22 protein-coding genes, 1 tRNA gene and 3 pseudogenes are annotated in these 22,704 nt (G+C 73.0%); 9 read left to right on the top strand and 17 right to left on the bottom strand.

The genetic code is table 11. The annotated features are described in order from the left end of the window. The coding region (locus ABZ898_RS25395; RefSeq protein ID WP_361663215.1) for a sortase at window positions 1-380 on the top strand (380 nt) is incomplete at its 5' end. Window positions 381-535: 155 nt separating this feature from the next. Here ABZ898_RS25395 and ABZ898_RS25390 read toward each other — a convergent pair. Then, a tRNA-Pro gene (locus ABZ898_RS25390) sits at window positions 536-609 on the bottom strand. A 77-nt stretch (window positions 610-686) separates the two neighbouring features. Next, window positions 687-1,205, bottom strand: a complete 519-nt coding sequence (locus ABZ898_RS25385) for a hypothetical protein (RefSeq protein WP_361663212.1) — start codon at window positions 1,203-1,205, stop codon at window positions 687-689. Window positions 1,206-1,344: 139 nt separating this feature from the next. Between ABZ898_RS25385 and ABZ898_RS25380 the strand changes: the two genes are divergently transcribed. Together ABZ898_RS25380 and ABZ898_RS25375 are read left to right on the top strand one after the other, a co-directional pair. Continuing rightward, the gene (locus ABZ898_RS25380; protein WP_361663209.1) at window positions 1,345-2,505 is read left to right on the top strand and encodes a Gfo/Idh/MocA family oxidoreductase; all 1,161 of its coding nucleotides are present in this window, start codon (window positions 1,345-1,347) and stop codon (window positions 2,503-2,505) included. Window positions 2,506-2,549: 44 nt separating this feature from the next. After that, entirely contained in the window at window positions 2,550-3,554 is a 1,005-nt protein-coding gene (locus tag ABZ898_RS25375; protein WP_361663206.1) for a Gfo/Idh/MocA family oxidoreductase, read from the top strand. A gap of 4 nt (window positions 3,555-3,558) precedes the next feature. On the opposite strand, the gene ABZ898_RS25370 is transcribed toward ABZ898_RS25375, so the two are convergent. Then, window positions 3,559-4,107: a TetR/AcrR family transcriptional regulator gene (locus tag ABZ898_RS25370; RefSeq protein WP_361663203.1), complete on the bottom strand. Its 549-nt coding sequence runs from the start codon at window positions 4,105-4,107 to the stop codon at window positions 3,559-3,561. A 163-nt stretch (window positions 4,108-4,270) separates the two neighbouring features. On the opposite strand from ABZ898_RS25370, the gene ABZ898_RS25365 reads away from it, so the two are divergent. Further along, window positions 4,271-5,296 carry an NAD-dependent epimerase/dehydratase family protein gene (locus tag ABZ898_RS25365; protein WP_361663200.1) on the top strand — a complete coding sequence of 342 codons (1,026 nt, stop codon included), beginning with the start codon at window positions 4,271-4,273 and terminating at the stop codon, window positions 5,294-5,296. 9 nt (window positions 5,297-5,305) lie between these two features. Here ABZ898_RS25365 and ABZ898_RS25360 read toward each other — a convergent pair whose 3' ends face one another. Continuing rightward, a complete protein-coding gene (locus ABZ898_RS25360; RefSeq protein ID WP_361663230.1) occupies window positions 5,306-5,851 on the bottom strand; it encodes an AAA family ATPase in 546 nt (181 codons plus the stop codon). A 125-nt stretch (window positions 5,852-5,976) separates the two neighbouring features. Here ABZ898_RS25360 and ABZ898_RS25355 point away from each other — a divergent pair. Further along, window positions 5,977-6,123 (top strand): annotated as a pseudogene (locus ABZ898_RS25355) (IMP dehydrogenase); the annotation flags it as partial. 35 nt (window positions 6,124-6,158) lie between these two features. On the opposite strand, the pseudogene ABZ898_RS25350 reads toward ABZ898_RS25355, so the two are convergent. From ABZ898_RS25350 to ABZ898_RS25320, 7 genes and pseudogenes are all read right to left on the bottom strand, one after another. Then, window positions 6,159-6,971 (bottom strand): annotated as a pseudogene (locus ABZ898_RS25350) (ATP-binding cassette domain-containing protein); the annotation flags it as partial. 5 nt (window positions 6,972-6,976) lie between these two features. Then, the gene (locus ABZ898_RS25345) at window positions 6,977-8,053 is read right to left on the bottom strand and encodes an ABC transporter permease (RefSeq protein ID WP_361663198.1); all 1,077 of its coding nucleotides are present in this window, start codon (window positions 8,051-8,053) and stop codon (window positions 6,977-6,979) included. Next, a complete protein-coding gene (locus tag ABZ898_RS25340) occupies window positions 8,053-9,066 on the bottom strand; it encodes a sugar ABC transporter substrate-binding protein (protein WP_361663195.1) in 1,014 nt (337 codons plus the stop codon). The genes ABZ898_RS25345 and ABZ898_RS25340 overlap by 1 nt, the downstream gene beginning before the upstream one ends. A 147-nt stretch (window positions 9,067-9,213) precedes the next feature. Next, a complete protein-coding gene (locus tag ABZ898_RS25335) occupies window positions 9,214-10,068 on the bottom strand; it encodes an alpha/beta hydrolase (protein WP_361663192.1) in 855 nt (284 codons plus the stop codon). Between the two features lie 160 nt (window positions 10,069-10,228). Beyond that, window positions 10,229-11,626 carry an amino acid permease gene (locus tag ABZ898_RS25330; RefSeq protein ID WP_361663190.1) on the bottom strand — a complete coding sequence of 466 codons (1,398 nt, stop codon included), beginning with the start codon at window positions 11,624-11,626 and terminating at the stop codon, window positions 10,229-10,231. Between the two features lie 254 nt (window positions 11,627-11,880). Beyond that, window positions 11,881-13,668 (bottom strand): FAD-binding dehydrogenase, encoded by a 1,788-nt coding sequence (locus ABZ898_RS25325; RefSeq protein WP_361663188.1) that lies wholly within the window; start codon window positions 13,666-13,668, stop codon window positions 11,881-11,883. 163 nt (window positions 13,669-13,831) lie between these two features. After that, the gene (locus tag ABZ898_RS25320; protein WP_361663185.1) at window positions 13,832-14,209 is read right to left on the bottom strand and encodes a (2Fe-2S) ferredoxin domain-containing protein; all 378 of its coding nucleotides are present in this window, start codon (window positions 14,207-14,209) and stop codon (window positions 13,832-13,834) included. A gap of 124 nt (window positions 14,210-14,333) precedes the next feature. Here ABZ898_RS25320 and ABZ898_RS25315 point away from each other — a divergent pair, with 124 nt between their 5' ends. Beyond that, entirely contained in the window at window positions 14,334-15,305 is a 972-nt protein-coding gene (locus ABZ898_RS25315; RefSeq protein ID WP_361663182.1) for a sporulation protein, read from the top strand. Between the two features lie 75 nt (window positions 15,306-15,380). Then, complete coding sequence (locus ABZ898_RS25310) at window positions 15,381-15,836, top strand: TerB family tellurite resistance protein (RefSeq protein WP_361663179.1); 456 nt, start codon at window positions 15,381-15,383, stop codon at window positions 15,834-15,836. Window positions 15,837-15,855: 19 nt separating this feature from the next. On the opposite strand, the gene ABZ898_RS25305 is transcribed toward ABZ898_RS25310, so the two are convergent. From ABZ898_RS25305 to ABZ898_RS25280, 6 genes and pseudogenes are all read right to left on the bottom strand, one after another. Beyond that, window positions 15,856-16,794 carry a M56 family metallopeptidase gene (locus ABZ898_RS25305; protein ID WP_361663176.1) on the bottom strand — a complete coding sequence of 313 codons (939 nt, stop codon included), beginning with the start codon at window positions 16,792-16,794 and terminating at the stop codon, window positions 15,856-15,858. Between the two features lie 6 nt (window positions 16,795-16,800). After that, window positions 16,801-17,187 (bottom strand): BlaI/MecI/CopY family transcriptional regulator, encoded by a 387-nt coding sequence (locus ABZ898_RS25300; protein ID WP_361663173.1) that lies wholly within the window; start codon window positions 17,185-17,187, stop codon window positions 16,801-16,803. A 43-nt stretch (window positions 17,188-17,230) separates the two neighbouring features. Then, window positions 17,231-17,455 (bottom strand): twin-arginine translocase TatA/TatE family subunit, encoded by a 225-nt coding sequence (locus ABZ898_RS25295; protein WP_361663170.1) that lies wholly within the window; start codon window positions 17,453-17,455, stop codon window positions 17,231-17,233. Between the two features lie 142 nt (window positions 17,456-17,597). Then, window positions 17,598-17,957 carry a PRC-barrel domain containing protein gene (locus ABZ898_RS25290; protein WP_361663167.1) on the bottom strand — a complete coding sequence of 120 codons (360 nt, stop codon included), beginning with the start codon at window positions 17,955-17,957 and terminating at the stop codon, window positions 17,598-17,600. Window positions 17,958-18,151: 194 nt separating this feature from the next. Further along, the gene (locus ABZ898_RS25285; RefSeq protein WP_361663164.1) at window positions 18,152-20,224 is read right to left on the bottom strand and encodes a SpoIIE family protein phosphatase; all 2,073 of its coding nucleotides are present in this window, start codon (window positions 20,222-20,224) and stop codon (window positions 18,152-18,154) included. Between the two features lie 88 nt (window positions 20,225-20,312). Beyond that, window positions 20,313-20,549 (bottom strand): annotated as a pseudogene (locus ABZ898_RS25280) (LysR substrate-binding domain-containing protein); the annotation flags it as partial. A gap of 194 nt (window positions 20,550-20,743) precedes the next feature. On the opposite strand from ABZ898_RS25280, the gene ABZ898_RS25275 reads away from it, so the two are divergent. Both ABZ898_RS25275 and ABZ898_RS25270 read left to right on the top strand, forming a co-directional pair. Then, window positions 20,744-21,118 carry a VOC family protein gene (locus ABZ898_RS25275; protein WP_361663161.1) on the top strand — a complete coding sequence of 125 codons (375 nt, stop codon included), beginning with the start codon at window positions 20,744-20,746 and terminating at the stop codon, window positions 21,116-21,118. A gap of 297 nt (window positions 21,119-21,415) precedes the next feature. Then, complete coding sequence (locus tag ABZ898_RS25270; RefSeq protein ID WP_361663159.1) at window positions 21,416-22,669, top strand: acyl-CoA dehydrogenase family protein; 1,254 nt, start codon at window positions 21,416-21,418, stop codon at window positions 22,667-22,669. Window positions 22,670-22,704: the final 35 nt, after the last annotated feature.

The raw sequence follows: 22,704 nt of genomic DNA, 5'->3' as shown, positions 1-22,704 counted from the left end.
CCGGGGCCCGCAGGGCCCCGGCCGCGTCGAGGCCCGGCGTCGCCGGCTGGTACGGCGACGGCACGGCTCCCGGCTCGGCCGGTACCGCCGTCGCCACCGGGCATGTGGACACCCCCGCCGGGGGGCCCGGCGTCTTCTACGACCTGGGCGACCTGGCCGAGGGCGCGACCATCGAGATCAGCCGGGCGGACCGGCGCACGGCGGTGTTCACCGTCCGCGCCGTCGAGCTGCACGACCGGAAGAACTTCCCCAGCGACAAGGTCTACGGCAGCACCGGCCGGCCCGAACTCCGGTTGATCACCTGCGGCGGCCGCTATGTCAAGGGCACCGGCTACCAGAGCAACGTCGTGGTCTACGCGACGCTGACCGCGGTGACCTAGGCCGAGCCGCTGCTCCTCCGTACGGGGCGCGCTGCCGGATCTCCTCCGGCGGCGCGCCCCGCCCTCGTCAGGCGGGCGCCCGGACAGCGGAACGCACGAAAGAGGCCGCCCTCCCATGAATGAGAGAACGACCTCCGACCTGCGTTTCCGCGAAGTCGGGACGACAGGATTTGAACCTGCGACCCCTTGACCCCCAGTCAAGTGCGCTACCAAGCTGCGCCACGTCCCGATGCGTCACCGGCGGAGCGTTCCGCCTGATCACGCAGGTCAACACTACCCCACCCGGACCGGTGCCCGTGCCGGGCGCTACTTGATGAGGGCGTTGGCGATGACCACGACGAAGCCCAGCAGGGCGTCGGCGAGGCCGGTGAGGAGCGCGGACGGCCAGCGGCGGGAGGCCCAGCGGGCGGTGATCACTCCGAGGACGAACAGGAGGGCGATGTTGAGGTACAGCGCCGGGTACTCGACGTCGCCCGGCGGCCACCATCCCCAGCCCGCGCCCGCCAGCAGGAACACGGTCGGCAGCACGGCCGCCACGAGCGGCCACTCGTCGCGCAGGGCGCGCAGCACCTCCCCGCGGCGCCGGGGGCCGCGCTCGGCGACGTGGTGGGCGTAGCCGTGGGCGAGGGCGGAGGCGAAGCCGGTGACCAGCACCCACAGGGCGTCGTAGCGGCGGCTGGCCGCCGAGCTGTGGCCGTGCTGGGTCAGCGCGGCGACCAGGGAGCTGGCGAGGACCGCGCCGTACACCCCGCCGAACAGGACGGATTCGCGGGTGTCGTGCCGTCGCCGGGGTGCGCCGGTCTCCGCCGTCGGGTCAGCAGCCATGCCTCCCACGATCACCCGGGCTCCGCGCCCCCGCACGCCGGTGTGCCCCGGTCGGGAGCGCGCACCAGGGTTGACACCCGGCATTTGTCCGCACAAAGGTGGGCCCGGCAGATGTGATCCGGTCCGGAGAAGGGCTGTCATGGTGGATGCGCTGGGTGTCGCCGTCGTCGGGTTCGGCTGGATGGGCCGGGTGCACACCCGGGCGTACGCCCGCCTGCCGCACCACTACCCACGGCTGCCCCTGCGCCCCGAGCTGATCACGGTCGCCGAGGAGGTGCCGGGCCTGGCCGAGGAGGCGGCGGAGCGGTACGGGTTCGCCTCCGCCACCCGCGACTGGCGCGAGGTCGCCGCCGATCCGCGGGTGCGGGCCGTGAGCGTGACCGCGCCGAACTTCCTGCACCGCGAGATCGGCGTGGCGATGGCACGGGCGGGCAAGCACCTCTGGATCGAGAAGCCGGTCGGGCTGAGCGGCGCGGACGCCCGCGCGGTCGCGGACGCGGCCGCCGGGGCGGGCGTGCAGACGGCGGTCGGCTTCAACTACCGCAACGCGCCCGCCGTCGAGAGCGCGCGCGAGCTGATCGCCTCCGGCGGGATCGGCCGGGTCACCCACGCCCGGGTCCGCCTGCTCAGCGACTACGCCGCCCATCCGGACTCCGCGCTGACCTGGCGTTACGAGCGGGAGCGGGGCGGCAGCGGGGTACTGGGCGACCTGGCCTCGCACGGCGCCGACCTCGCGTACTTCCTGCTGGGCGACATCGCCTCGCTGGCCGCCGACACGGCGGTCTTCGTCCCCGAGCGCTCCCGGCCCGCCGGCGCCACCGCCGGGCACACCCTCGCGGCGGGCGGTGAGCGCGGGCCGGTGGAGAACGAGGACTACGTTAGCTGCCTGCTGCGCTTCGCCTCCGGCGCCCGCGGCGTGCTGGAGGCGTGCCGGGTCTCGGTGGGCGAGCAGAACAACTACGGCTTCGAGGTGCACGGCACCGAGGGCGCGGTGTTCTGGGACTTCCGGCGGATGAACGAACTCCGGGTGAGCCGGGGCGGCACCTACCAGGACCAGCCGGTGAGCACGGTGTACGTCGGCCCGGGCGACGGCGAGTTCGCCGCGTTCCAGCCGGGCGCGGCCAACGCGATGGGCTACGACGACCTGAAGGTGGTCGAGGCGTACCGGTTCCTCCGCTCGGTCGCGGAGGGCAAGCCGTACGGCGCCACGCTGACGGACGCGGTGCGCGCGGCGGCCGTGCTGGACGCGATGACGGTGTCGGCCGGGGGGCGGGGGTGGGTGGAGCTGCCGGTGAGCTGAAGCGCGGGGCCCTGTCACAGCACACGTGAGGAGCACTTGAGCACATGCGTATCGGAATTCTCGGCCTCGGCCGCATCGGCGCCTTCCACGCCGGGACCCTGTCCGTGCTGGACGCCGTCACCTCCCTCGTAGTCGCCGACCCGGTCGCGGACGCGGCCAAGGCGGCCGCCGAGCGGTACGGGGCCCAGGTGGCCGACTCGCCGGAGGCGCTGCTGGCGGCCGGGGTGGACGGCCTGGTGGTCGCGGCCGCCACCGACGCCCACCCGGAGCTGATCCGGGCCGGGGTCGCGGCGGGGGTGCCGGTGTTCTGCGAGAAGCCGGTGGCCCGGACGATCGGTGAGGGCGTGGCGCTGCTTCAGGACGTGCGGGACAGCGGGGTGCCGGTCCAGATCGGCTTCAACCGCCGCTTCGACGCGGGCTTCACGGCCGCGCGGGCCGCCGTGCGCTCCGGGGAGCTGGGCAGGCTGCACACGGTGCGCTCCACCACCCTGGACCCGGCGCCGCCGCCCGCCGCGTACGTCGCCGCCTCCGGCGGCATCTTCCGCGACTGCTCCGTGCACGACTTCGACATGATCCGCTGGGTGACCGGCCGCGAGGTGACCGAGGTGTACGCGGTCGGCGGCAACCGGGGTGCCGCGTACATCGGGGAGGCGGGCGACGCGGACACCACGAGCGCGGTGCTCACGCTGGACGACGGCACGATCGCGGTGGTGTCCAACTCCCGTCACAACGCGCGGGGTCACGACGTGCGCATGGAGCTGCTCGGCTTCGAGGACTCCCTCGCGGTCGGCCTGGACGACCGGCTGCCGATCCGCTCGGCCGAGCCGGGGGCAGGCTTCCCGTCGGGCGTCCCGCACGACTTCTTCCTGGACCGCTTCGCCGACGCCTACCGTGCCGAACTGGCCGCGTTCACCGAGCTGGTGGCCGGGACGCGCCCCTCTCCGTGCACGGTGGCGGAGGCGCTGGAGGCGGGCTGGATCGCGGAGGCGTGCACCCTCTCGCTGCGCGAGCACCGGCCGGTGACCCTGGCGGAGGTCCGCACCGGCTGAGGTCTCAGGCGCGCAGGCCGTCCACGATCAGGGTCAGGATGCGGGCGGCCCGCGCCTCGCCGTCCCGCGTGGGGTCGATCCGCCACAGCACGCTGAGCTGGAGGAGCACGTCCTCCGGGTCGACCCCTTCCTTGAGGGTGCCCTCGGCCGCGCCGGTCTCCAGCAGGGTGCCGATGGCCTGGACGAACGGGCGGTAGAACGGGTCCTCCTGGGCGCTGCCGGTCGCCGCGTGGATGACCTCGGCGACACCGAACTTCAGCCTGCCGTAACGCGCGACCTCGTCGAACCACATGCGCAGGGCGGTCAACGGGGGCTGCTCGTCGCGCAGTCGGGGCGCGAGGTCGATGAGGTGCTGGAGGTCGTGCCGGTACAGCTCCATGACGAGGGCTTCGCGGGTCGGGAAGTGCCGGTAGAGGGTGCCGATGCCGACACCGGCCCGCCTGGCGATGGCCGTGAGCGAGGCGCTGCTCGACGCGGCGAGTTCCTCGCGGGCGACGGTGAGGATGCGCTCGCGGTTGTCGCGGGCGTCCTTCCGGATGGGTCTGGCGCTCACGGGCGTGCCGTCTTCCGTTCTTTCTGGGTTCCGGTCCGGGGTGCCGTCACGGATTGCCAAGCGGAGGGCCCTCCGGTACGTTGGTCGACATAGCGGAGCCCCCTCCGTTTTCGCCATTCTGGCATACCCCACCCCTCTGCGCCCAAGGACAGCCATGACAGCCATGCCCGAAACAGTCCTGGTCACCGGCGGCAGCGGCTACATCGGCGGCTGGTGCGTCGCCGAGCTGCTGCGCCGCGGCCACACCGTCCGCGCCACCGTGCGCGCCCCCGGCCGCGAACAGGCAGTGATCGATGCCGTGTCTGCGGTCACCGATCCCGGCGGCCGGCTGGAGTTCGCCGTCGCCGACCTCACCGCGGACGCCGGCTGGACCGACGCCGTGCGCGGGGCCGACCGCGTCCTGCACGTGGCCTCTCCCCTCGGGGCGAGAGAGTCCGGCGACCTCCTCACACCCGCGCGGGACGGCACCCTGCGGGTGCTGCGCGCCGCCACGGCTGCCGGGGTGAAGCGGGTCGTGCTGACCTCCGCCGCCAACGCGGCCAGCCCGTCCTCGTACGCGGACGAGGGAGTCACCGACGAGAGCCTGTGGACCGACCCGGACGACCCGGCGCTGATCCCCTACCGTCGTGCGAAGACCCTCGCCGAGCGGGCCGCCTGGGACTTCATGGCGGGCCACGACGGTCCGACCGAACTGACGACCGTGCTGCCCGGCGCCGTGTTCGGCCCGGTCCTCACCCCGAACGCCGAGGGCTCGGTCGGCATCGTCGCGAGGATGCTCACCGGAGCGATGCGCGGCCTGCCCCGGATCGGGCTGGAGATCGTGGACGTACGCGACCTGGTAGACCTCCACCTGCGGGCCATGACCGACCCGGCCGCCGCCGGACAACGCTTTCTGGGCACCGGCGAGTTCCTGTGGATGGCGGACATGGCCCGCGTGCTGCGCGACGGCCTGGGCGATCAGGCGCGGCACGTGCCGACCCGTCAGCTCCCCGACCTGTCGGTCCGTCTGGCGGCCCGCTTCGGCGACCCCGCGCTCCGAGAGATCCTCCCGGCCCTCGGCCGCCGCAACCGTCACAGCACGGAGAAGGCCCACCGCCTCCTCGGCTGGCGTCCCCGGCCCGCCGAGGAGGCGGTGCTGGACTGTGCGCGGAGCCTGATCGGCCAGGGCCTGGCGGATCGGCGGGGCTGAGAGACGCCCTCAGCGGTCGACGGCCGGCAGCGTGTCCAGCCCCGACTCCCGCATGATCCGGGTCACCGTGTCCGCGAGGACGCTGCTCGCGTCGATGACGGTCTCCAGTCCGCCGGGCAGCAGGTCCCGCTCGCGGTACCAGTCGCGCAGGTGGTCGTCGGTGACCTGGGCCAGGTAGGCCGCGTCGCCCTTCGTCGCGTGCCGGACGAATGTCTCCGTCAACGGCACGTCCAGGTAGTAGCAGCGCGAGACACCCCGGTGCTCGCGCACGAGGTCGGTGAGCATCGTGGCGTACCGGTCGGCGTACAGGATGCCCTCGACGACGGTGTGGAACCCGGCGTCCAGCGCGTAGCGGGCCGTCACGCCGATCAGGCCGATGTTGGCCGCGCCGGGGCGGTCGTGCTCGCGCAGGACGTCGCGGCGGAGGTTGTCCTGCCCGACGACGGCGAGGTTGCGCCCGAACCGCTCGCGGAGCCCGGCCGCGACCGAGGACTTGCCCGAGGCGCTGTTGCCCCGTACGACGATCAGCCGGGTCTGTTCGGTACCGGTGGTCATGACGCGGCGTGCGCGGGGCTGGTCCGGGTGCGGCGGGCGCGGACAGCGGCCCGGTTCGGCGCTCTCGCCGCGCGCGCTCGTCGATGCCATACCCCGAGTGTCCCTCAGGGGGCGGGCGTGAGGGGGGTCGTCAGGGTGAGGCGGTCCGAATTCCGCACGCGGACGGCACCCTGGTGAAGCTGCCCGTGGCGGCGGACTCGGCGCTGGTGCCGTTGCTGCTGACCCTGTCCGACGTGATGACCACCGGCCACCACGGCGCGCTCACGGCGGGGCGCTCGTCCGCCCCTGAGCGGGCGGCGGTGCGTCACGGCAGCTCGGCCACGTCCACGCCGCGCACCTCGGCCAGCTCGTCCTTGAGGGCGGCGAGTTCCGTGCCGCCGGCCATGTGCGCGGTCAGGTCCTCCAGTGTGATGTCCCCGCGTGCGGCGCTGAGTTCGAGGGTGCCCAGGCGCAGGACGGTGAAGTGGTCGCCGACCATGTAGGCGTGGTGCGGGTTGTGGGTGATGAAGACGACGCCGAGACCGCGTTCGCGGGCGGCGGCGATGTACTTGAGGACCACGCCGGACTGCTTGACGCCGAGCGCGGCGGTGGGTTCGTCCAGGATCAGCACCCGGGCGCCGAAGTGGACGGCGCGGGCGATGGCGACGCACTGGCGCTGGCCGCCGGAGAGGGTGCCGACGGGCTGCTCCAGGTCGTCCAGGACGATGCCCATGCCGCGCAGTTCCCGGTCGGCGGTCTCCTTCATCCGGGCGATGTCCAGCCGGCGCAGCGGCCAGGGGCCCTTGGTGAGTTCGGAGCCGAGGAAGAAGTTGCGCCAGACCGGCATGAGGGGGACGGTGGCGAGGTCCTGGTAGACGGCGGCGATGCCCTGGGCGAGGGCGTCGCGCGGGCTGCCGAAGCTCACCGGCGCTCCGTCGACGAGGAATTGGCCCTCGGTGTGCCGGTGCAGTCCCGAGATGATTTTGATCAGGGTGGACTTGCCCGCGCCGTTGTCGCCGAGCACGCAGGCGACCCGGCCCGTGCGCACGGTCAGGTCTACGCCGTGCAGGGCGCGCACCGTGCCGTACGACTTGCCCGCGCCGCGCAACTCCACCAGGGGGCCGGTGTCTTGGTCGGTCATCGCATTCACCTCCGGGTCGCCGTGCGCTGGACCCACAGATTGATCAGGACGGCGCCGAGGAGCATCACGCCGAGGAACGCCTTGAACCAGTCGGGGTTCCACCCCGCGAAGACGATGCCCTGGTTGACCATGCCGAACATGAACGCGCCGAAGACCGGCCCGATCGCGGAGCCCGAGCCGCCGGTGAGCAGGCAGCCGCCGATCACCGCGGCGGCGATGTAGATCAGTTCCTGTCCGACGCCCTCGCCGGACTGCACGGTGTTGAACGAGAACAGGTTGTGCATGCCGGTGAACCAGGCGCCGAAGCTCACCAGCATGAACAGTGTGATCTTGGTGAAGTCCACCCGGACGCCGACCGCGCGGGCGCTCTCCTCGCTGCCACCGACGGCGAAGATCCAGTTGCCGTATCTGGTGCGCAGCAGCACCCAGGTGGCGAGCGCGGCGAAGGCCAGCCAGTAGAAGACCGTGATCTTCACCTGGACGCCGCCGATGCCGACCGAGGACGCGAAGACCGCCTTGGCCTGGCCGAAGCCGTCCATGTCGCTGATGTCGTCGGTGGCGACGTTGCCGGTGACCAGCTTGGTGACGGCGAGGTTGACGCCCTGGAGGATCAGGAAGGTGCCGAGGGTGACCAGGAAGCTGGGCAGCCCGGTCCGCACCACCATCCAGCCGTTGAGGGCGCCGATGGCCAGGCAGAGCACGAGGGAGACGAGGACGCCGCTCCAGACGTTCACCGTCAGCTGGTAGCTCAGCATGCTGGCGGTGAGCGCGGAGGTGATGACGGCGACGCCGGAGGAGAGGTCGAACTCCCCGCCGATCATGAGCAGGGCGACCGGCAGCGCCATGAGCCCGATGGTGGAGCACTGGTAGAGGACGGTCGCCATGGAGCCGCCCTGGCGCAGCGAGGGTGCCGCGACCAGGAAGAAGACCAGGACGGCCACCGCGCCCAGGAAGACCCCCACCTCGGGCCGGGCCAGCAGCCGCAGCGCCGGTGCGCGCCGGCCGGCGCTCCCAGCGGCGGGGCCGGGTCCGGGAGCCGGCGCCGGGGCGGTCGCCGGCCCGGCCTGCGGGGCGCCGCTCATCAGCGGGTGCCCTTCGCCGCGAACTCGGCGACCCGGTCGACGTTGGACTTGTCCACGAAGGCGGGGCCGGTCAGCACCGGCTGCTCACCGCCGCCGCTGTAGTTGCCGTTGTTCTTGTACAGCCACAGCGAGTCGACGGCCAGGTAGCCCTGGAGGTAGGGCTGCTGGTCGACGGCGAACTCGATGGTGCCCTTCTTGATGGCGCCGGTGAGGTCCTTGTTGAGGTCGAAGGTGGCGACCTCGGTCTTGCCGCCCGCGTCGGCGACGGACTGCACGGCGGTCAGCGCGAAGGGGGCGCCGAGGGTGACGACGTGGTCGAGGGAGCCGTCCTGCTTCAGTTTGGCGGTGATGGTGGACTTCACGGACGGCATGTCGGTGCCGTTGACGTACAGCGTCTCGGTCTTGCCGGAGAAGGTAGTCTTCACGCCGTCGCAGCGCTGGGTGAGGCCGACGTTGCCCTGCTCGTGGATCACACAGACGATGTTCTTGGCGCCGACGTCGTTCAGCTTCTTGCCGAGCGCCTCGCCCGCGACGGTCTCGTCCTGTCCGAAGAACTGGAGCAGTCCGAGCTTCTTCCAGTCGCTGAGCCCGGAGTTGAGGCCGGCCACGGGTATCTTCGCCGCGTTCGCCCTGGCGATGACGTCCCTCATCGCGCCGGGCTTGGCCAGCGTGACCGCGATGCCGTCCACCTTCTGGTCGACGGCGTTCTGCACCAGGTTGGCCTGGGTGCCCGCGTTGGGGTCGGCGGAGTAGACGAGCTTGATGTTGTCCTTGGCCGCGGCGGCCTCGGCGCCCTTGCGGACGATGTCCCAGAAGGTGTCGCCGGGCGACTGGTGGGTGACCAGGGCGACCGTCATCCGGGGGGTGTCGGCCTTGCCGGCCGGTGCCCCCGCGCCGCCCTCCTCGGCCTTCTTCCCGCCGGACCCGCTGGAGCAGCCGGCGAGGGTGAGGGCTGCCGCCGCGGCCACCGCCACGACGGGGGCCAGTGCGCGCGAGCGAGAAGAGCGGTCCATCGTTCCTGCACCTCACTGTGCTGGGGAGGGTGTGCGCTGCTGTGCTGGGACGGGATACAAGTCCCTGTGCCGTCCGCTGTCAATGGTTTGTCCAGACATGCCGTGCGGGGCGGTTCGGCATGTAAGCACAAAGGGGTGTTTCCCCGGTCAGCCGGTGGGCGGGGCGAGTTCGCCGAGCAGGCGGGCGGCCGGCGCCGGGTCGACCAGCCACTTCAGATGGCTGCCCGGCAGGGTGCGTACGTCGTAGGGGTTGTCCGGGGTCAGCGCGTCGCCCTCGCGGATCAGCCGGTCCTGCAGCGCGAGGGGCAGGCTCGCGTCGTCGGCGAGGCGTACGTACGTCCGCGGGACGCGGCCCCAGGTGGCGGCCCGCGCGCGGTCGGCGGCGGTGCCCGCGTCCAGGTTCTCGTCGGGCTGGAAGGTGTTCAGGAAGGCGCGGAACTCGTCGTCGGTGCCGTCGGCGAGGAAGGCGGCCTTGAGTGCGGCGAGGGCTCCGGGGTCGGCGGTGCGGAAGTTGACGCGGAGCACGCCCAGCTCGGCCGGGTTCCCGGCGAGGGCCAGGGTGAGGGAGGCGGTGTCGACCCCGGCCATCTCGGGCTCGGCGTAGTAGTCGCCCACGGCCAGGTCGACCGGGCACCAGGCGGAGACGTAGACGAGCCGGTCGATCAGGTCCGGGCGCGCGTTGGCGGCGGCCGTGGCCGTGGCGCCGCCCCGGCTGTGCGAGACGAGGACGACGGGCCCGTTCTCCTTGGCCCGCTCCAGCACCCGGATCAGGTGGGCGGCGTTGTCGGCGAGCGTGACGCCCTTGATCGCGCCCGGTGCGGCGGCGAGCCGTTCGGCGTCCTGCGGGGCCTGGTAGGCGTCGGGGTAGGTCGCCGCGAAGCCGTGGCCGGGCAGGTCGACCGCGACCGAGCGGTGCCCGAGCAGTCCCAGTTCGGCCTGGAGCGGCGCGAAGGCGAAGGAGTTGCCGAAGGCTCCATGCACCAGTACGAACGTCGGCTGCACCGTCTGCTCACTCCCTGCCCGCGAGGCCCGTCATCGGTGCGCCACGGTACGCAGCCGAAGATCACCGGCACTAGCGGTAGGAGCTGATCCGCTTGTGCAGTTAACCGGTACGCGAGAGCCCGGCGGCCCCACGGGGACCACCGGGCTCATGCGGGGCGGGTCAGGCTTCGGCGCGGCGGCGGCGCCCGGCCATCACGGCGTAGACGAGGACGCCGGCGAACAGGAACAGCACTCCCTGGTAGACCGCCGCGTAGCCCGCGCCCGCGACCAGCCAGACGGAGAAGCCCGCGGCGACGGCGGCGATCACCGCGTCGCGCACCAGCCGCCGTCCGTCGACCGCGTCGCGGCGGCCGGAGGCGAGGTGGTAGAGCTGCGCGGCGGTGGCCAGCAGGTACGGCACGGTCGCCGTGAAGGTGGTGACGAGGACCAGGACCTCGAAGACGTGCGCGGAGCCCGCCATGAAGTTGTAGACGGTCAGCAGCGAGGAGAGGACGACCGTGACGCCGACGCCCACGGTCGGCACACCGCGCCGGCGCCGGGTGAAGGCGGCCGGGAAGAGCCCGTCACGGGCGGCGGCGTACGGGGTCTGCGCGCTGAGCAGGGTCCAGCCGTTGAGGCAGCCGGTCATCGAGACCAGCGCGGCCAGGGCCACGGCCCAGCCGCCCCAGGTGCCGCCGAACATGGAGTTCACGGCGTCGGAGAACGGCGCGGTCGACTTCACCAGGTGGCTGTGGGAGACGGTGCCGAAGACGGCGACCGTGCCGAGGAGGTAGACCAGCGCGGCGCCGGCGGTGCCGATCACGGTGGCCCGGCCGACGTTGCGGCGGGCGTCGCGGACCTCGCCCGCGCTGACGGCCGCGGACTCCACGCCGAGGTAGGAGTAGAGCAGCAGCGCGGCGGACGCGGAGATCGCGCCGATCGGGCTGCCCCCGCCCGCGTTGAACGGGCCCAGCTTGTCCGGGTCGAAGAAGAACAGCCCGCCGACGGCCACGAGCAGCAGCGGGACGAACTTCAGCACCGTGGAGACGAGCTGCACGGCACCCACCCAGCGGGTGCCGGCGAAGTTGGCGAGGGCCGGGAGCCACTGGATGACCAGGGCGGCCAGGCAGGCGGTCCAGCGGTGGCCGCTGACCGGGATGAGCACGTCGAGGTAGCCGACGGCGGCGACGGCGAGCGCGGCGTTGGACACCCAGGTGGTGATCCAGTACGCCCAGGCGGCGAGGAACCCGGCGAAGTCGCCGAACGCCTCGCGGGCGTACACGTACGGGCCGCCGGTGCGCGGGTCGCGCTCGGCGAGCCGGCCGAAGACCAGGGCCAGCGCGATGGCGCCGACCGTGAGGACGCCGAGGGCGACCAGGCTGACCGTGCCGTAGGGGGCGACGGAGGCGGGGAGCAGGAAGATGCCTCCGCCGATGATGTTGCCCATGACCAGGGCGGTGGCGACGGGCAGCCCGAAGCGGCGGACGTGCTTGTTCGCGTTGCCGCCCGGTTCCTCGGCCGGGGCGCCGAGGGGGCCCGTCGCCGGAGCCGGCGGCTGAGCGGTCCCGGTGACCTGCATGGGTGGGTGTTACCTCTCGCGGAGCCGGCCGTGACAGGCCGAGCGGGGGACGGGCGGTGACCTGGCTCACGGAAAAGGCCAGGTGAACGGCCCTCCCGGAGCACCGGGCCGAGTCCTATGGTCCGTGATGCCCCGAGTCGCCGACAAATCACCGCTTCTTGTCCCGTCCCGCCCATGTGATCACGCAAAAACCGCGCTTGTGCGGGCTTCACACCGGCAGATGTCCGCCCCCGCGCTCGAACCCCTGTCCGGGATCAGGTCGCCGTGGCGGCGGCCGCCGCCCGGCCCGCCTGGCGCCCGGAGAAGAGGCAGCCGCCGAGGAAGGTGCCCTCCAGCGAGCGGTAGCCGTGCACTCCCCCGCCACCGAAGCCCGCGACCTCCCCGGCCGCGTACAGTCCCGGAACCGGCTGCCCGGCGGCGTTCAGCACGCGCCCGGACAGGTCGGTCTGGAGCCCGCCGAGGGTCTTGCGGGTGAGGATGTTCAGGCGCACGGCGATCAGCGGTCCGGCCGACGGGTCGAGGATCTTGTGCGCGGGGGCGGTCCGGCTGAGCGAGTCCCCGATGTAGGCGAGGGCGTTGCGGATGCCCATGACCTGCACGTCCTTGGTGTACGGGTTGTCCATCTCGCGGTCGCGGGCCTCGATCTGCCGCTTGAGCCGGGCCAGGTCGATCAGGTTGTCGCCGGTCAGCCTGTTCATCCCGGCGACCAGTTCGGAGAGCGTGGCGGCGACCACGAAGTCGGCGCCGTTCTTCTTGAACTTCTCGATCGGCTCGGGCGTCTGCCAGATCCGGGAGAGCAGCTGCCAGATGTTCTTGTCGGTGAGGTCCGGGTTCTGCTCGGAGCCGGAGAGCGCGAACTCCTTGGCGATGATCTTCTGTGTGGTCACGAACCACGAGTAGTCGTACCCGGAGGCAGTGATCGAGCCGAGGGTGTGCAGGGTGTCGTAGCCGGGGATGTCGGGGGTGCCGAAGCGCTTGCCGGTGGCGTCGAACCACATGGAGGACGGTCCGGGCAGGATGCGGATGCCGTGGTTGGGCCAGATCGGGTCGTAGTTGCGCAGCCCCTCGGTGTAGTGCCACATGCGGTCGGGGTTGACGATGCGGCCGCCCGCCCGTTCGGTGATGGCGAGCATCCGCCCGTCGACGTGCGCGGGCACGCCGGTGATCATGGACTTGGGCGCCGTGCCGAGCCGGGCGGGCCAGTTCTGGCGTACGAGGTCGTGGTTGGCGCCGATGCCGCCGGAGGTGACGACCACGACCGGCGCGCGCAGCTCGAACTCGCCGATCACGGTACGGGAGCTGGGCTTGCCGCGGGCCGCGCCGCTGGGTTCGAGGACGGCCCCGCGTACGCCGGTCACAGCGCCGCCCGTAGTGACGATGCCGTCGACCCGGTGCCGGAATCTGAAGGCGGCCTTGCCGGCCGCCACCGCCGCGCGCACCTTCTTCTCGAACGGCTCGACCACGGCGGGGCCGGTGCCCCAGGTGACGTGGAAGCGCGGCACCGAGTTGCCGTGCCCGTCGGCGAGGCCGCCGCCGCGCTCGGCCCAGCCCACGATCGGGAACCACTGCACGCCCAGCCCGGCGAGCCAGGACCGCTTCTCGCCGGAGGCGAAGTCGACGTACGCCTCCGCCCACTTGTACGCCCAGTGGTCCTGGCCCGCCGGGTCGTCCACGCCCCGGTCGAAACCGGCGCTGCCCTGCCAGTCCTGCCAGGCGAGTTCATGGGTGTCCTTGACGCCCATCAGCCTCTGTTCCTCGGAGTCGACGAAGAACAGCCCGCCGAAGGACCAGAACGCCTGACCGCCGATGCTCGCCTCCGGTTCCTGGTCGAGCAGCAGCACCTTGCGTCCCGCGGCGGCGAGTTCGGCCGTGGCGACCAGCCCCGCGAGGCCGTGGCCGACGACGATCGCGTCCGCGTCCTGCGACTCCCCGGCGAAGGCCGGACCGGCGTGGGCGGCCAGCGCGGCCCCGGCGAGCACACCCCCGGTGACGGTGAGGGCGCGGCGGCGGGTGATCCCGGTGGGGGCGGTGGGGTTGTCCATGGCTGCCTTTCGTCGGGGGGTCCGGCGGTGCGGGGGGACGAACGAAGGCTGCCGAGGCAGCAAGGACGTGCTGACGATCGCCGTCGGCAGGTGTTACCGACGGTAGCCCAGGGGGTGCGGGGCGACCAGAGTCATGCTTCAACTCTGTTGTGCCATAGGCGAGTTACCGCCTACGGGGCGGACTGAAGGTGTACAGATCGAGGATGCCGGGGCGGGGTGCGACACCCGGCCCGCCGGCCCGCACCCAGGCGAGGATGTCCTCGGTCGCGTCGGGGTCGTTGACGAGGCCGAGCCAGACCGGCCGGCCCCCGGCCGCGCGCCCGGCGGCGGAGGGCTGGACGACGATCACGTTGGCCTGGTCGCACACGTCGAGGCATGCGGAGATCCGTACGGGAGCCTCCTCGGCGAGCCGGACGGTCTGCGCGGCGTGATCGACACCGGTCACCTTGGGACTTCCGCAGCAGCAGTCCCGGCAGACCACGATCCGGCAGGGGGCGGGGGCGGGGCGCGTCTCGGGCACGGCGGGTCGTATCTCGGGCATGGCGGGATCGTCGCATCCGTCCTGGCGGACCGTCAGCACCGCCCCCGGCCGGTGGTGGACCGCGCCCTCGGCCCGGCCTATGCTTCTACATACGTGTAGAAGCAAGAAGGGAAGTGGGCGCCCCATGGTGTTCAAGAGGCTGCTCGGCTCGCTCGGCGTGGGAGGGCCCGCGGTGGACACCGTCCTGGCACCCGGCGCGGTGCTGCCCGGCGGCACCCTGTCGGGCGAGGTCCGCCTCACGGGCGGCTCCGCCGCCTTCGACATCGACCACATCACGCTCGAACTGGTCGCCCGCGTCGAGGCGGAGCACGAGCACGGGGAGAGCGAAGGCACCGTCGTCTTCGAGCGGTTCACCGTGGGCGGCGGGTTCCGCCTCGCGGAGGGCGAGCAGCGGACGATCCCGTTCGGGGTGCCGCTGCCGTGGGAGACACCGGTCACCGAACTGCACGGCCAGCCGCTCGGCGTCGTCCTCGGAGTGCGGACCGAGCTGGCGGTCACCGGGGCACGGGACAAGGGCGACCTGGACCCGCTGGCCGTCCGCCCGCTGCCGGCTCAGGAAGCGGTTCTGGAGGCGCTCGGACAACTGGGCTTCGGCTTCCGGTCCGCTGACCTCGAATACGGCCGCATCGGCGGTACGGGCCAGCAACTGCCCTTCTACCAGGAGATCGAGCTGACCCCCGCCCCGCGGTTCGCCCACGGGGCCGGTGAGTTCGAGCTGACGTTCCTCGCCCACCCCGGCGGCATGGAGGTCGTGGTGGAGGCCGACAAGCGCGGCGGATTCCTGGGCGGCGGGCATGACACGCTCGGCCGTTTCACCGTCTCGCACGACACCGGCCAGGACTGGACCTCGCTGGTCGACGGCTGGTTCCGCCAACTCCTGGAGAGCCGACCGGCGATGTACCCCGCGCCCCACCACGGCCACGGGGAGCCGGGGTACGCCGGGCCGCACCACGCGCATGGCGGTGGGCGCCCCGGCATGGGCACCGCCGTCGCCGCGGGCGCGGCCGGGCTGGCGGTCGGCGTGGCCGGCGGCCTGGTCGCGGCCGAAGTCGTGGACGAGGTGGGCGACTTCTTCGAGGGCGACGAAGAGGACTGAGGAACCGCCCGGTCACAGACCCATCCGGGAGCCGGGCGGCCGCGCGGCTCCTCCCGTACGAGAAATGGAGTGCTCATGGCCCTGTGGGACCGCGTCAAGGAATCCGCCGCCACCATGCAGACGCAGCTGGTGGCGCGCAAGAACGACCTGAAGAGCGGCGCCTTCCGTGACGCGTCGATGGCGATGTGCGCGCTGGTGGCCGCCGCCGACGGCACGGTGGACCCGTCCGAGCGCCGCCGGGTCGCGCAGCTCATCGCCGCGAACGAGGTGTTGCGGAACTTCGACGCGACGGATCTGCAACGCCGGTTCGAGGACAATCTCGGCAGGCTGACCGCCGACCGCGACTTCGGCAGGGTCAGCGTGCTCCAGGAGATCGCCAAGGCGAAGAAGAAGCCGGCCGAGGCGCGTGCGGTCGTCCAGATCGGCATCGTGATCGGCGGCGCGGACGGCGACTTCGACAAGGACGAGCAGGCCGTGGTCCGCGAGGCGTGCTTCGCCCTCGGCCTGCCGCCCCACGAGTTCGACCTCTGAGTGACGCGGGCGGTCACCTCTACAGCGGGGTGGCCGCCTTCAGCACGAGGAACAGCGTCACCGCCGAGTTGGCCGAGGACAGCGCGGACATCATCGTCCCGGCCGCCGCGGTCCACGCCGCCGCGCCCACGGCGGTGAACAGCGAGGGCCACGCGTGCACGGCCGGGGCCGGCCCCAGCAGCGCGGCCACGCGCCTGGGCACCGGTCCGGGGGCGGCGAACCCGGCCGGCGCCGGGTCCGGCCGGGGCCGGGAGACGAGCGCCGCCCTGCCGATGGCGCGGGCCACGGTCCGCCTGCTGCCCACCACCCCGGCCGCCTCCTCGTCGGCCCAGCGCTCCACCGTGTAGGACACGGCCGTACGCAGCGGACGCAGGAACGGGTTGGCCCGCGCGGCCAGTTGGACGAGCAGCAGGAAACGCTGGTGACGGTGCGCCAGGTGGGCGCGTTCGTGCGCGAACAGCGCCCGCCGCTCCCGCGCGGCCAGCCGGGACAGCATGCCGTCCGACACCACCACCCGCCCCCGGCGCCCGCCCCGGCCCGGCAGCGCGTACGCGTACGGCTCCGGGTCGGGCAGTACGGCGACCGTGCGCGGGGGCAGGCCCGCGAGGCTCCGCTCGGCGTGCCGCCGTACCCGGTGACGGCGCCAGAGCAGGCGCGAGCAGCCCGCGACGACGGCGAGCAGGGCGGGGATGGCGGCCTGGCCCGCGACCTCGTCGTACGGGACGGCCTCACGCACCTCGTCGTCGGACCAGGCGTCCGGGAGCGGGTTACCGGGGAGCTGTGCGGTGCCGACCACCATGAGCAGGGTCAGGCAGAGGGTGCTGCACAGGGCCAGCGCCCCGGCGGTGACCGTCAGCAGCCAGGTGGCGGCGCGGGGATGCAGCCGCTGTTCGGCCAGCCGGGCGACCGGCCATGCCGTCAGGGGCAGCACCAGCGGCAGGAGGACGAACACGCCCATGGACTCTCAGCCTTCTCCGTCCGGGCCCGGCTCGCCCAGCAGGCTGCGCAGGAGACGTTCGTCACCGGGTTCGAGGGAGGTGACGAAGCGGGACAGCACCGCCTCGCGGTCGTGCTCGCCGTCGAGCACCTTGCGCATCCGGTGCGCGGCGAGGCCGGCCTGGTCGGAGACCGGCGTCCACACGAAGGAGCGGCCCGCCCGTTCCCGGGTGACGGCGCCCTTGGCGAGCAGGCGGGTGAGGATGGTGATGACGGTGGTGTAGGCGAGGTCGCCGCCGAGGTGTTCCTGCACCCACCCGGCGGACGCGGGTTCCCGCGCCTCGCGCAGGGCGGACAGCACCAGCCCCTCCAGCTCGCCCTGTCCCCTTCGCCGGGCCCGCCGCTGGTCGTTCACGCCCTCTCCTTTCCGCCGCCGTGCGTAGATCGTAGGCCGTGGCTCAGTGCCGCCCCGGCTCGTCGCGGCGCAGGACGGTGCCCTCGACGACGGGTCCGGCGGCGGGCGTGGCCGCGGACGGCGCGTCCTGCTCGCGCAGGGCCCTGGTCTCGCTCTTGAAGATGCGCGTGGCCTGGCCGGCGGAGCGGACGAGTCCGGGCAGTTTCCTGGCACCGAGGAGGACGATCAACACGAGCAGGAGCAGGGCGACTTCACTCAGGCCGAACATCGGAAGCGGTTCCTCCCAGCGGGACGGTGGCCGGGACCGGCCGGTCCCGCCCCCATCATTGTCTACATTGCTGTAGAAGTCTCGTGTGGAGCATGATCGTTCCGTTGACGGGAGACCGCACCTGCGCCCGAGCGGGCCCCGCTCAGTGCCCCGAGCCGTGCTCGCCGTAGTGACCGCTGATCTGGTCCCGGTACGCCGGGTCTCCCAGATGCCGGTCCTTGTCGAACTCGGGCGCGTCCTTGATCTGCTCCTTGGTGCGCGCCACCCGCACGGTCCGCTCCGCGTGGTCGACCCCGGTGACCGTCCCGGCCGGCAGCAGCACCTCCTTGCCGAAGATCCACACCCCGGTGTCCACGACGATGTACTGCGCCCCCACGTCGTTGGAGTGCTTGTCCACCTTTCCGATGTGCCCGTCGAGCGCCTCGACCCGGTACCCGGACAGATCGGCGTCGGGGGTGTGCCCGGCGGTCGGACCGTAGCTCCACATGTTGTCGGCGGCCATGTGCGACACCTCCACACTGAGGCCCCAGGAGATGGACACGACTCCCGTGTCACGGCTCCCGCCCGGGGCTCCAGGCCCAGGTGTCCTGCGGCACCGCCCCGCAAACCCGACATCCCTCTTCCGGCACTCCGACGGCCAGGGACACACGAGCGCGCCCCTTCGCACGCTCACACCCCCTCGCCCCCTTCGAACGCTCACACCCCCTCGCCCTCCTCCGGCGTGTCCACCTCCGCCCAGATCGTCTTGCCGCCCCCGCTCTCGTACCGCGTCCCCCAGCGGTCCGCGAGCTGGGAGACGATGAACAGGCCGCGGCCGCCCTCGTCGCCCTCCTGGGCGTGCCGCAGGAGGGGGGCGTTGCCGCCGGCGTCGGAGACCTCGATGGTGAGGGCCTGGTCGAAGATGAGGCGCAGGCGGGCCGGCGGGGAGCCGTGGCGGACGGCGTTGCCGGCGAACTCGCTGACGATGAGCTGGCCGTTGAAGCGGGTGTCCTCGTCCAGACCCCATTCGCTCAGGTGCCGCTCGCAGCAGGCGCGGGCGGCCTCCGCGGCCTGGGGGCCGTCGGGCAGGACGAGGGTGGCGACGCGCTCGTGGGGGAAGGCCATGACCCGGCAGACCAGCACCTGCGCCTCGACCGTCCGCGGGCCGGCGGTGAGCAGGGCGCCCAGTTCGTCGCAGAGGGCCCTCGGCTCGGCGGCGGCCGAATCGGGAAGCCGGTCGAGGGCCCGGCGCAGCAGGTCCGGTACGGCGGCGGGGTCCTCGGTGAGGCCGGGCGTGTGCAGGATCAGCAGCGACCCGGACGGCACGGCGGCGGTGACGGACGGGATCGGTCCGGCCGCGCTGCCGAGCGGCGGCCCCTCGGGCGTGGCGACGGTGTCGACGGTGCCGTCGGGGCGGACGAGCACGACCTCGGGCCCGCCCGCGCGGGCGACGGTCACCTCGCACGACAGCGGGTCCCACTCCGCGTAGGTGCATCCCGCGCGCAGGGGCCCGGAGTCCGGTCGTGCCTCGCTGCGGTCGCGCGCGAGGGTGGCGGTCGTACGGCTCAGCCGCGCCAGCAGTTCCCCGGGCTGGAGGTCGAGCGTGGCGAGGGAGCGGCCGGCCGTTCTCAGCTCGCCCATGGTGGTGGCCGTACGCACCCCGAACCCGGTGACCTGCCCGACGGCGAGGCCCGTGCGGGCTCCCGAGAGCGGCATCACGTCGAACCAGCCCCCGCCGCTCTCCTCGCCGGGCAGCCGCAGGTCGGCGATGTCGAGGGCGGCTCCGGTCGGCGGGTGCCTCGGCAGCAGCGAGTGCTGGATGGCCAGCGCGATGGTGTGCTCCCGGTGGAAGCGCCGGGCGTGGTCCAGGCATCGCGCGGTGTGCGCGCAGACCTTCTCCACCAGGGCGATGTCCTCGCGGGAGAAGGGGGCGGGCGTCTCGCCCCGGTAGAGCAGCAGCAGGCCGAGCACGACGCCCTCGCGCGTGATCGGCGCCGCGAGCAGCGCGTGCGCCCCGGCCGCGTGCAGCAGGCGCTTCAGGGCGGGCTCGGCGTCCAGCCAGCGGGGGTCGGCGTCGATGTCGGTGGCCCGCGGGGTGCGGGCGGCGAGCAGCGGGGCGAAGGGGCTCTGGTCCACGGGCCAGACGCCGCTGTCCTCGGCGACGGCCCCGCCGCACGCGATCGGGCAGAGCGGCTCGGGGTGGTGCCGGGTCAGGGGCGGGGGTTCGCCCTGGGTGAGGTGTTCGGCCAGGGCGATGACGACGGTGTCGGCTGCGGAGGGGACGAGCGCCTCGGCCAGTTCGGTGCAGGTGGTGTCGTGGTCGAGGGTGTCCCCCACCTCGCCCTGGATGTCCGCGAGGCGCCGCAGCGGGTCGGGGCCGGTCTCGTCCGCCTCGTCGGGGGTGATGTCGGCGATGGTGCAGACGAGCCCGGAACCCTCATGGCCGGGGGGCGCGGGGAAGAGGGAGAGGGACAGGGTCCGGGGGCCCCACCGCGGGGTCCGGCGGGTGCGCACCAGGCGGTTCAGGGAGGCGACGCCGGTCGTACGGACCTCGTGCGCGTGGGCCGTCTCGGCCTCGGGGTCGCGCAGCGGGAGCACGTCGGTGAGCGCCCGGCCGGTGGGGTCGGTGCCGGACAGCAGGCGGTGCGCGGACTCGTTGCAGTCGGTGACGCGCAGATCGTCGTCGAGGAGGCAGATCGCCAGGGGTGAGGCCGCGAGGGCCTCACAGGCCACGCGCATGGCCTCGGGGCAGGTCTCAAGGGTCCGCTCGCGTCGGGCGTCGCCTTCCATGGCACCTCCCCAACCAGCATGCGCACGCCGCCGACGGTACGCACTCCGGGGGCGTCGGCGGGCCGCGGCGCCCATCTCCGCCACGCCCTCACACCGTCTCCCCCTCCAGCGTGGCCCACCCCTCCTTCAGCGCCCGCACCGTCTCCATGATCGCCGGGCGGCGGGTCGCGCCGGTGCGCCACAGGGCGTAGAGGCGGCGTACGGGGACGGGGTCGAGCGGCACCTCCACCGCGCCGGGCGGCAGCGGGCCGCGGCCCAGGCGGGGGACGAGGCCGATGCCGAGCCCGGCGGCGATCAGGGCGACCAGGGTCGGGTTCTCGTCGGCGGGGTGGCACTGGCCTCCTTCGCCCCTCGGCGCCGGGCGGCGGGACCCGTCACGGCAGCGGGGGCACCCGGTGGTCAGCGGGGTGCGGGACCCCGCGGAGGCCGGGATGTCGTGACTTCCGGTCGCGCCCGGCTCCCGCCTCCGGGCGGCTCCGCGGACGCGTAGGACCAACCGCTCCCGGGCAGGGACGGGCCATGACGACGCTGCTCGCCGCCTTCGTGCTCGGCACCCCCGATCCGCCCGCGCTGGCCGACTTCTACCGTGCGCTGCTGGGCTGGGTCGAGGTCGACCGGGAGCCCGACTGGGTCCGCCTGAGGGCCCCGGAGCGCGAACGCCCCGGCCTCAGCTTCCAGCTGGAGCGGGACCACCGCCCGCCGAAGTGGCCGGCCGGCCCCGGTGACCAGCAGATGCAGGCCCACCTCGACCTCCAGGTCGACAACCTCGACGCCGAGACCGAGCGCGCGTGCGCCCTGGGCGCGACGCTGGAGGAGCACCAGCCCCAGGGCGACGTCCGCGTACTGCGCGACCCCCACGGCCACCTGTTCTGCCTCTTCCTCTCCGGCGCCTGAGCGGCGCCGGGCGCTGCCCCGCGGGCTCGGAGCCGGAGGGCTCGTCACCGGTGGCGTGCCGCCCGGGCCGGACGGCGGACCGATCCGCCTCCCCCGGCGCACCACCCCCTCACCGCGCCGGGGTCTCCCTGTGGGCTCCCTCACTCAAGATCTCCGGCAAGGTCTACGCGCACGGAATCGCGGGCACCGGTGAGCAGCACGCCGCTGCACCGACTGGGCGGCGGGACGGGCGCGGCGGCCGGGTGGACCCGTACCACCTGTGCGCCGTGGGCCACTTGAGGAGAAAGAGGGGTCGTCATGACCGGACAGCAGCAGCCCGACCACACCGGGCCGGGCCACGAGCACGGGTGGCCCGGCGTCACGGTGCACGAAGCGGACCCGGCGGCCGTGGAGGCGGATTTCTACCACGTACGCGCGACGGTCGGCCCCGAGGACCAGGAGCTGCTGGCCACGGTGCGCGACTGGGCGCTCAAGCATCTCGCCCCCGTCGCGGACGACTACTGGGAGCGCGGCGAGTTCCCGCACGAGCTGATCCCGCACATGCCCGGACTCGGCATCGCGGGACTTCAGTTCAGCGGTCACGGCGCACCGGGCCGGGGTGCGCTGGTGGCCGGTCTCGTGAGCATGGAACTCGCCCGCGTCGACCCCTCGTTCGCCACCTTCCACGGCGTGCACAGCGGACTCGGCATCGCCTCGGTCATGGAATGCGGCTCCGAGGAGCAGAAGCGGCGCTGGATACCGGAGATGCTGCGCTGGGAGCGGCTGGCCGCGTTCGCCCTGACCGAGCCCGGCGTCGGCTCCGGCACCTCTCGCGGTCTGACGACCACCGCCCGGCGGGAGGGCGACACCTGGGTGCTGAACGGGCGCAAGAAGTGGATCGGCAACGCCACTTTCGCCGACCTGGTGATCGTCTGGGCGAAGGACGAGGCCGACGGCGAGGTCAAGGGTTTCGTGGTGCAGCAGGGCGCCGAGGGTTTCACACCTCACCGCATCGAGGGCAAGGTCTCGCTGCGCACCGTGCAGAACGCCGAGATCGAACTGCGCGACGTACGGGTTCCGGAGGCGGACCGGCTCCAGGAGGCGAACTCCTTCAAGGACACCGCGAAGGTGCTGCGCGCCACCCGGCTCGGTGTCTCCTGGAACGCGGTGGGCTGCGCCATGGGCGCGTACGAGGCCGCCCGTGCCTACACCCTGGAGCGCGAGCAGTTCGGCAAGCCCATCGCCGCCTTCCAGCTGGTGCAGGACCAACTGGCCCGGATGCTGGCCGACATCACCGCCTGCCAGACCATGAACGTGCGCGCGGCACAGCTCCAGGACGCCGGCCACCTCACCGACCAGCAGGCGTCCATGGCGAAGATGTTCAGCACCACCCGGACCCGCGAGGTCGTCGCGCATGCCCGTGAGCTGCTGGGCGGCAACGGCATTCTGCTGGACCACGAGGTGGCCCGCTTCTGGGCCGACGCCGAGGCCCTGTACTCCTACGAGGGCACCCGCGACATGAACTCCCTCATCGTCGGCCGGGCGGCGACCGGGATCAGCGCGTTCGTCTGAGAGGCCCGTACCTGATTCCCACCATGATCAAGGGC

It is taken from the genome of Streptomyces sp. NPDC046860, from assembly GCF_040645115.1.
In the GTDB taxonomy this organism is placed as follows: domain Bacteria; phylum Actinomycetota; class Actinomycetes; order Streptomycetales; family Streptomycetaceae; genus Streptomyces.
This window is presented reverse-complemented; position numbering and strand designations above follow the sequence as displayed.